The sequence below is a fragment of the uncultured Thiodictyon sp. genome (genome assembly GCF_903828115.1).
GTDB lineage: Bacteria > Pseudomonadota > Gammaproteobacteria > Chromatiales > Chromatiaceae > Thiodictyon.
This window is the reverse complement of the sequence record NZ_CAIKKU010000064.1, coordinates 1-8,640: the sequence shown is the minus strand read 5'-3', so window position 1 is coordinate 8,640 and position 8,640 is coordinate 1. Positions and strand designations below refer to the sequence as shown.

Sequence of the window (8,640 nt, the reverse complement as noted above, 5' to 3'; positions counted from 1 at the left end):
GTGCGTCGAGGGTCCGGACCGCGGCCGGGACTATCGCATCCACACCGAGCGCAATTACATCGGGCGCGCCGCCACCCAGGACATCGCCATCACCGGCGACCCCGGCATCAGCCGGGAGGGCCATGCGGTGCTGAGCTTCAACCCCAGGCGCCAGAGCTTCCGGCTCGGCCCGGGCGACAGCCGCGGTCTGGTCTATCTCAACGACGAAGAGGTCATGACCCCGACCGAACTCCACGCCTATGACCGCATCGAGGTCGGTGAGACCCGGCTCCTGTTCGTCCCGTTTTGCGGTGAGCGCTTCGTCTGGCCAACGGAGCCGGCGTAACGTGCAATACAGGATCAGGACGCGATGACACAGCGGCGCTCAAGCGACCTCTGCCCGGGCTGCCTCGCCGCCAAGGGCCGGGCCAATCCGTGCCCCGACTGCGGCTATGACGAGGCAGCCGAGCGCGGCCCGCTCCTGCTGCCCCATCGTACCCTGCTCAATGGTCAGTTCCTTGTCGGGCGGGTGCTCGGCAAGCCGGGCGGGTTCGGCATTACCTATCTGGGCTGGGACCAGAACCTTGAGACCCGGGTGGCGATCAAGGAATTCCTGCCCCGCGACCTGGCCGGCCGCGGGACCGACCGGGTGACGATCGCCCTGCACTCCCGGGACGAAGGGGGGCTGTTCCGCTTCGGCCTGGAGCAGTTCCTGACCGAGGCTCGGACCCTGGCCCAACTCGACCACCCCAACATCGTGCGGGTGCGTCACTTCTTCGAGGCCAACGGGACCGCCTATCTGGTCATGGACTATTACCAGGGGCTGTCGCTCGCCGAGCACCTGGAGCGTCATGGCGGGCGCCTGCCGGAGGAGCAGGCCAAGCAACTGATGCTGCCGATCCTGGACGGTCTGCGGGCGGTCCATGCCAAGGGCTTTCTGCACCGCGACATCAAGCCCCAGAACATCTATCTGGCGCGCCTGGACTCGGGCGGGACGCGCCCGATCCTGCTCGACTTCGGCGCCGCGCGCCTGGCGCTGGGGGAGCGCAGCCGCTCGCTCTCGGTGGTCGTGAGCCCCGGCTATGCGCCGTTCGAGCAATACCATCGCAAGGGCAATCAAGGCCCTTGGACCGATATCTACTCGGCCGCAGCGGTCATCTACCGCCTGGTCACCGGTGTGACCCCGCCGGAGGCGACCGAACGCCGCGACCTGGATGTACTCAAGCCCGCTGCGGCCTTCGGCGTCTCCCGGCACTTGAGCGACGCCTTGGGCGAGGCCTTGGCCCTCGCCCCCGAGAAGCGACCGCAGACGGTGCCGGGATTCCAGGCGCGGCTGTGGGGGATCGGAGTCCCGCCGGAGCCCGGTCCAGCCCCTGGTCCGACCGCTCCGCCCCCGCCACCCAGCCCAGCGCATCCCTCGGTTCCATCCGCAGCACCGGCCCCGCTCAGGGTCAGGAAGACCCCTGCACACACCGCACCACCGGCCTCGGCCGCGCGTCGGAGGTTGTGGCCGGCGGCGTTCGCCACGGCCTTGGTGTTGCTGGGTCTGGGCGGCTGGTACCAGTATCGCGAGGGCCAATTGCGTCGGGCCGCCGATGACCGGGCCTTTCGCGCGGCCCTGGGCGCGGATACCGATGCGGCCTACCGGGACTATCTGGGCGCCTGCGCCGCGGGCGATTGCGGGCACCGGGCGCAGGCCGAGCAACGCCTGAGCGAACTGGCCGCGGAGGCGGCTCGCTTGGCGGATGCAGCCCGTGCGGCGGCAGACCGCGAGGCCCGAGATCGCGCTGGGCGGGAAGGTGCTGCCCGGGAGGCAGCGAACCGCCAAGTGGCGGCAGCCCGCGAGGCTCGAGACCGCGCCGATCGAGACGAGGCTCAGCGCCAGGCGGAAACCGATCGGGCGCGTTATCCAACCATGGTCGCGATCCCCGCCGGCAGCTTCTCCATGGGGTGCCAACCGGGTGAAAAGGAATGCGAAGATAACGAGAGACCGGCTCATCGCGTCCAGATTCCCGCCTTTGAATTGGGTCAGTACGAGGTCACCTTCGACCAGTGGGACGCCTGCGCGGCCGAATTCGGCTGCACGCAGATGCCAGCCGATGCGGGCATCGGCCGGGGCAAGCATCCAGTGATTCTCGTCTCCTGGAACGATGCCAAGGAATATGTGGCCTGGCTCAGTCACAAGACCGGCAGGGCATATCGTCTGCCCACGGAGGCCGAATGGGAATACGCTGCGCGGGCTGGGAGCACGACCGCCTACAGCACCGGCAACTGCATCACGACCGAGCAAGCCAACTATAACGGCAATGCTGACTATGCTGATTGCGGCGCCAAGACCGGGGTCTACCTTAACAAGACCGAACTGGTGGGGAGCTATCCCGCCAACCGTTGGGGCCTGCACGATATGCACGGGAATGTCGACGAGTGGATCCAGGACTGTTGGCACGAGAGCTATAAGAGCGCCCCGACGGACGCGTCAGAATGGCGTGATTCATGTGAGCACAGTGCCCGGCGTACGCTGCGCGGCGGTTCCTGGCACTCCGCCCCAAGTAAACTGCGCTCTGCTTTCCGCGGGAGGATCGGCTCCGACATCCGGTCGGAGGGGATCGGTTTCCGAGTGGCCAGGACGCTTACCCCTTGATGCCTTTTTTTGCGTCTTGGGGGTTCACTGGCTCCCAAGTTTCACTTGGGAACCCGGTCTTGGAAGTACCGCTTCGCGAAGACGGTATAATGCAAAGCAGAGTGCATAGGTCGGACCTCAGTCCGACCCGGCCTCGTCAGGCAATCCGAGCGCCGCGGTCGGACTCAACCCCGACTTCGAGGGTCACAGGTCGGTGGCCTCGTTGCTGCTCCACCCAAGCCCGCGGCGTCAAACGGTCGATTTCAGGCACCCGGTCATGAGCACCATGAACAACCCGCATGACGCCCTGTTTCGCGCACTCTTGGAGCAGCCGACGCGGGCCGGCACCCTGCTGCGCGAGCAGTTGCCGCCGGCCATCGCGAACCGTCTGAGCGATGCGCCGCCGCGGTTGCTCGACGGCACCTTCATTGATGTGGCGCTGCGCCACAGCCAGAGCGACCGCTTGTACGAGGTGACCTTGCGCGACGGGTACCCGGTATTGCTCTACGTCCTGCTGGAACATAAGAGCAAGCCCGATCCCGGCACACCGCTGCAACTGCTCGGTTACATGGTGCAGATCTGGCGACGCTATGCGGGCAAGGAGGCGGGAAAGCTGCGCGCGCTGCCGCCGATCATCCCGCTGGTGGTGTACCACGGTGCAGTGCGCTGGGACGTGGCGACCTCGGTGCTGGACTGCATCGCGGCCGACGCCGACATCCTCGCCGAGCAGCGCGAGTTCCGATATCACCTGCGCGATCTCGGCCCTGTCCCCTATGAGCAGCGTTCCGCTGATTGCGCGGTGCGGGCGGTACTCGGTGCCCTCTGCGGCGTGTTCGACCGCGAGGTCAGCGCGCCGATGCTGGAGCGCATCCTACGCGATCTGCCGGACGGGGACCTACTGGAGCAACAGGTCTTGCTCTATATTGTCCGACATTACAAGACCACTGAAGCCGCGTTCCGGCAGGCGCTGTCCAAGGCCAAGCCGGGACGCGAGGAGGCATTGCAAATGACAGTAGCCCAGGAATGGATCGAACGGGGTCGGATCGAAGGCATCCGGCTCGGGGAGGCGCGGGGGGAGGCGCGCGGGGAAGCGCGGGGGGAGGCGCGCGGCGAGGCGCGCGGTGAGTCCCGCGGCGAGGCGCGCGCCCTGGCAGGAAGTGTCGTAGACATCCTGGAGACCCGCTTCGGGGCGGTCGATGTGCAAGTCCGCGAACGGCTGGCCGGGATGGACGCCCAGGGTCTGCGGCCCTTGATCCGCCGCGCCCTGACGGCGCCGTCGGTCGACGCGCTGTTCGAGCCCTGAAGAGTCGCTTCCGAGACCCTCATGCGCCGCCGCAAACTGCCGATCGGTATCCAGACCTTCGCCAAGATCCGCGAGGACGACCATTATTATGTCGACAAGACCGGCTTCATTCGCCAGTTGATCGACGAGGGCACCCACTATTTCCTGTCGCGCCCGCGGCGCTTCGGTAAGTCGCTGCTGATCGACACCCTGGGCGAACTCTTTTGCGGCAACGAAGCGCTATTCCGGGGGCTCGTGATCCACCCGCACTGGGACTGGGCCACCCGCTACCCGGTCATCCGCCTGAGCTTCGGCGGTGGGGTGGTGCGCGACCGCGCTGAACTGGACCTCAAGATCCGGGAGCAACTGCGGATCAACCAGGCGGCGCTGGGTCTGACCGACAGCGAAACGGGAGTCGACGCCTGGTTCGCGGAGCTGTTGCGGCTGGCCCATGCCGCGACCGGCCAACGCGTGGTGGTCCTGGTCGACGAATACGACAAGCCAATCCTGGACAATCTGACCAGGCCGGACCTGGCCCGCGAGTGCCGCGACGGACTGCGCAACCTCTATTCGGTCATCAAGGACAACGATGCGCACATCCGCTTCGCCTTCCTGACCGGGGTGAGCAAATTCAGCAAGGTGAGCATCTTCTCGGGTCTCAACAACCTCAAGGACATTACGATCGATGCCCGTTACTCGGCCCTGTGCGGCTATACCGAGGCCGACGTCGATACCGTCTTCGCGCCTGAACTCGTCGGGCTGGACCGTGCCGAGATCCGCCGCTGGTACAACGGCTACAACTGGACCGGCGAGTCGGTCTACAACCCCTTCGATCTGCTGTTGCTCTTCGATGCGCGCGAATTCAGGACCTGGTGGTTCGAGACCGGTACCCCAACCTTTCTGGTGGACCTGCTCACCGAGCGCGGCTTCTTCACGCCGACGCTGGCCCGCCTGCGCGCCGATGAGGCGCTGCTGTCGGCCTTCGATGTCGATCATCTGGCCACCGAAGCGCTGCTGTGGCAGACCGGCTATCTCACCTTCTCCGGCTCGCGGCGGCTCGGCGCCCGGCTCGAATATACCCTGGGCTATCCGAATCTGGAGGTCGAGAGCGCACTCAACGACAGCCTGGTCAAGGCCCTGATCGGCCAGCCGGGGCGCGCCAGCGAACTGACGAGCCGACTCTATGACGTGCTGGTCAGCGGGGATTTCGACGCCCTGCGCGCGCATGTCGCCAGCCTCTTCGCGGCGATCCCACATCAGTGGCACGAGGGCCACCCGCTCGCCCGCTACGAGGGCTATTATGCCAGCGTCTTCTACAGCCATCTGGCCGCGCTGGGGCTGGACCTGACGCCGGAGGATGCCGGCAGTCTGGGCCGGGTCGACCTGACGTTGAAGTTCAACGACCGGATCTGGCTGTTCGAGTTCAAGGTGGTAGAGTCGGAACCCGCGGGACGCGCATTGCAACAGATCAAGGAGCGGGGCTATGCCGACAAATACCGGGCGGCGGGTCAGCCCATCCATCTGATCGGGATCGAGTTCAGCCGGGAGAGCCGCACTCTGGTCGGCTTCGAGGTCGAGACGCTATGAACCTAGATTCGGGAATTACTCTCACAAAGACACAAAGAACACTAAGAAAGACAAAGCATTGCATGCGTGAGACCAATCACCTGGGAGGTGCCCAGCGCGACAGCGGTATCGCATTGATAAGCCTTTGTGCTCTTTGTGTCTTTGTGCGAGAACTGCTTTATTCTAGGATGAAACGCCTCCTTGACGGCAAGTGCGTGTTCGCCGCCTGTCTGACCGGCCTGATCGCGCTCTGCGCCATGGGCGCCGCGGCCGGCGGCCCCCCGGCGACGCTCCAGGTCTCCCAGGTCCTGGCCGAGGGGCCGGCACTGGTCGCCTATGTGGCGGTCCGCGACGAGGCGGGCGCTGCGGTCCCCGGCATCGCGGCGGCCCAGATCCATGCCACGGTCGGTACCCAGACCGCCCAGGTCGAAGACTTCACCCCCTTCGCGCAGACCGCAGAGGGCGTGACCTATCTGTTCCTGGTGGATTGCTCCCAGTCCATCGCCGCGCCCCGTTTCGAGCAACTGCGCCGGGCACTGCGGGACTGGGTCGCGGCCCTGGGGCCGCGGGACCAGGCGGCGCTGATCGCATTCGGCTCGCAGGTCCGGACCCTGGTCCCGCCGACCGCGGACCGGGCGGCGCTCACCGCCGCCATCGACGCACTGGGGCCGACGGACCGGCAGACCCAGTTGCACGCCGCCCTGATGCGCGCCCTGGATCTCGGCCAACAACACCTGGCGGGGCTGCCCGCCCGGCGGGCGATCGTGGTCCTGAGCGACGGACTGGACGACGCCCCGGGCGGGGTGACGGCCGATGAGGTCTTCGCCCACCTGGCGGACGGGGCGGTGCCCATCTACGGCATCGGCTTTGGCGCCATCCGGGAACGCGCCCAGCGCGAGGTGGGGCTGGCCGCCCTGGGGGGCTTCGCGCGCCGCTCCGGGGGCGCATTCTTGGATGCGGGCAGCGGCGACCCGGCGGCAGCCTTGGCGGCCATGCGCCAGGAGATCCGGGAGGTCTACCGCGCCGGGCTGCACTGCGCGGCCTGCGTACCGGACGGCACCCGCTACCGTGTCGCGATGACCCTGACCAGTGGCGGTCTGACCCTGAGCGACGGGATGGACGTGCGCCTGTATCCCGTCGATGCAGCGCCGCGGGGTCCCGGCGACCCACCCCGACCCAAGGACACAGCGCAAACACCGGTCGCGGCGGCGGAGGGATCGCGTTGGTGGGTCTACCCGGGCGCGGCCCTGGCGGGAGTGCTGGCCCTGGTGTTGGTGCTGCTACGGATCAGGCGCGCGCGGCGGGAATTGGCCGCCGCGGTTCGGACGCCGGCTGCGCAGGCCGTGATACCGGTGCCTCAGTCAGAACCCGCGAATACCCCCGGCCCGACCCGCTCCCCGGCGCCGGCCCCGGCCGGCCGCGCGGTGCACCTGACCTTCATGCACGGTCCCCGCCGCGGCCAGGAGGTCCCCTTGAGCCTGGCGCCCGCGGCCCTGCTCGGCCGCGACACCGCTTGTGCCCTGGCCCTGCCGGAAGACGATCGGGTCTCGACCCGCCACGCGCGGCTCGTGCTCCAAGGCCGACAGGTGGTGCTGGAGGACCTGGGTTCGACCAACCAGACCTTCCTGAACGGGGTCGCCATCGGCGCGCCCCATCCCATCCACGACGGGGATCTGTTGCGCATCGGCGGCAGTGAGTTCCGTGTGCGGCTGCAACGGCACACTGACACTTGAGCCTAGAAAGAGGAGTTATCCACAGATGAACACAGATGAACACAGATGAACACAGATTATTCATTGACTTACACTTGGCTGGGCACTCACCTTGCCGGTGATTGTGACAATAGCGATAAGCCCATGACACTTCGAGGAACATCTGTGTTCATCTGTGTTCATCTGTGGATTTTAGGTTGAGGGGCGGCGATGGAGCTTCGACCGGGCAATGCGCAGTGGATCGGCCGACGCGAGGAGCAACAGGATTCATTCGGCTTTGCCGGATTCGACCAACCAGCCTTCCGCGCCCACGCCGGGGTGCTGGTGGTGCTGGCGGACGGCATGGGCGGCATGAGCAACGGCCGGGAGGCGGGCCGCCTGGCGGTGCAGCAGATGATGGCGGCCTACCGGGAGAAGGGCCCGGATGAATCCATCCCCGACGCCCTGATGCGGGGACTGACAACCGCAAACCGGTCGGTCTACGACTTGGCGTGCGGGAGCGAGGGCGAGGGCAACGTTGGCACCACGCTGGTCGCCGCGGCGGTGCGCGGCGAGGACCTGTTCTGGGTGGCAGTCGGCGACAGCCGGCTCTATCTCTACCGCCACGCCGACGGCTCGCTCACCCAGTGCACCCAGGACCACAATCACGGCAACGAACTGCTGCTGCGGGTCGCGGCCGGAGAGTTGAGCCGGGAGACGGTAGCCAGCGACCCCGACCGCGAGGCCCTCACCAGCTTCGTCGGCATGGCTGAGATCCCCCAGGTCGACCGCAACCTGCGCTCGCTCGCATTGGCCCCGGGCGACCGTCTGTTGCTGTGCAGTGACGGCGTTCACGGGGTGCTCGGCGAGGCCGAATTGCAGCAGGCGCTGACCCTCGACGCCCAGCCGGCGACCGATGCCCTGATCGCCGCGGTCAAGGCCAAGGCCATCGACACGCAGGACAATGCCACCGCGGCGGTGCTCGTCTGTGCAGCCGCCAGCATTCCTGAGGGGCGCGGTGGCAGCCAGAGGCGGCCATGGAGGGCCATCGCATTCACTGCACTCGGGGTCCTGTTGGCGCTGGGAATGGGACTCGGCATCTGGCTGTGGACCGCCGGGCCTCACCCTACGTCGACCCAAGGCAAGCTGAACTCGAATGGCCCCGCGGATAGCCTCAACAGCGTCGTGGCACGCGCCCGCGCGCGCCTCGACTAGGCCCCGCTCGCCGCCGGTTGCTCGACACCTCTTCGAGGATCAAGGACAGGCTCGCCGGGATGGCGGCGCCGATGGGCAGCAACAGCGGCATCTGACGGAGCGGTTCGCGACCATCGGCAGGCAGGAACAGCAAGTGGAGCGGCCTCATGCCGGCCTTCCAGAACTCGGTGATGACCATCACCACCCTCCTGCTGGTGGTCGGCGTAATGGTCGGCGGGAGACTCGCCGAACGCGACGACCGATCCTCGCCTTCAAGCCGATCCTGGAGTCCAAGGCTTCAGCCTTGG

At 67.1% G+C, this 8,640-nt stretch carries 6 protein-coding genes; all 6 read left to right on the top strand.

What is annotated here, in order from left to right:
* A partial coding sequence (locus QZY48_RS02250) for an FHA domain-containing protein (RefSeq protein WP_295427137.1) occupies window positions 1–325 on the top strand: 325 nt, incomplete at its 5' end.
* A gap of 24 nt (window positions 326–349) precedes the next feature.
* Window positions 350–2,620: a bifunctional serine/threonine-protein kinase/formylglycine-generating enzyme family protein gene (locus QZY48_RS02245; RefSeq protein WP_295427133.1), complete on the top strand. Its 2,271-nt coding sequence runs from the start codon at window positions 350–352 to the stop codon at window positions 2,618–2,620.
* A gap of 256 nt (window positions 2,621–2,876) precedes the next feature.
* The gene (locus tag QZY48_RS02240; RefSeq protein ID WP_295427130.1) at window positions 2,877–3,902 is read left to right on the top strand and encodes an Rpn family recombination-promoting nuclease/putative transposase; all 1,026 of its coding nucleotides are present in this window, start codon (window positions 2,877–2,879) and stop codon (window positions 3,900–3,902) included.
* A 21-nt stretch (window positions 3,903–3,923) separates the two neighbouring features.
* Window positions 3,924–5,468 (top strand): ATP-binding protein, encoded by a 1,545-nt coding sequence (locus tag QZY48_RS02235; RefSeq protein ID WP_295427127.1) that lies wholly within the window; start codon window positions 3,924–3,926, stop codon window positions 5,466–5,468.
* A 167-nt stretch (window positions 5,469–5,635) separates the two neighbouring features.
* Entirely contained in the window at window positions 5,636–7,180 is a 1,545-nt protein-coding gene (locus tag QZY48_RS02230; protein ID WP_295427124.1) for an FHA domain-containing protein, read from the top strand.
* Window positions 7,181–7,369: 189 nt separating this feature from the next.
* On the top strand, window positions 7,370–8,353 hold the full coding sequence (locus QZY48_RS02225) for a protein phosphatase 2C domain-containing protein (RefSeq protein WP_295427121.1): 984 nt from the start codon (window positions 7,370–7,372) through the stop codon (window positions 8,351–8,353).
* Window positions 8,354–8,640 lie beyond the last annotated feature (287 nt).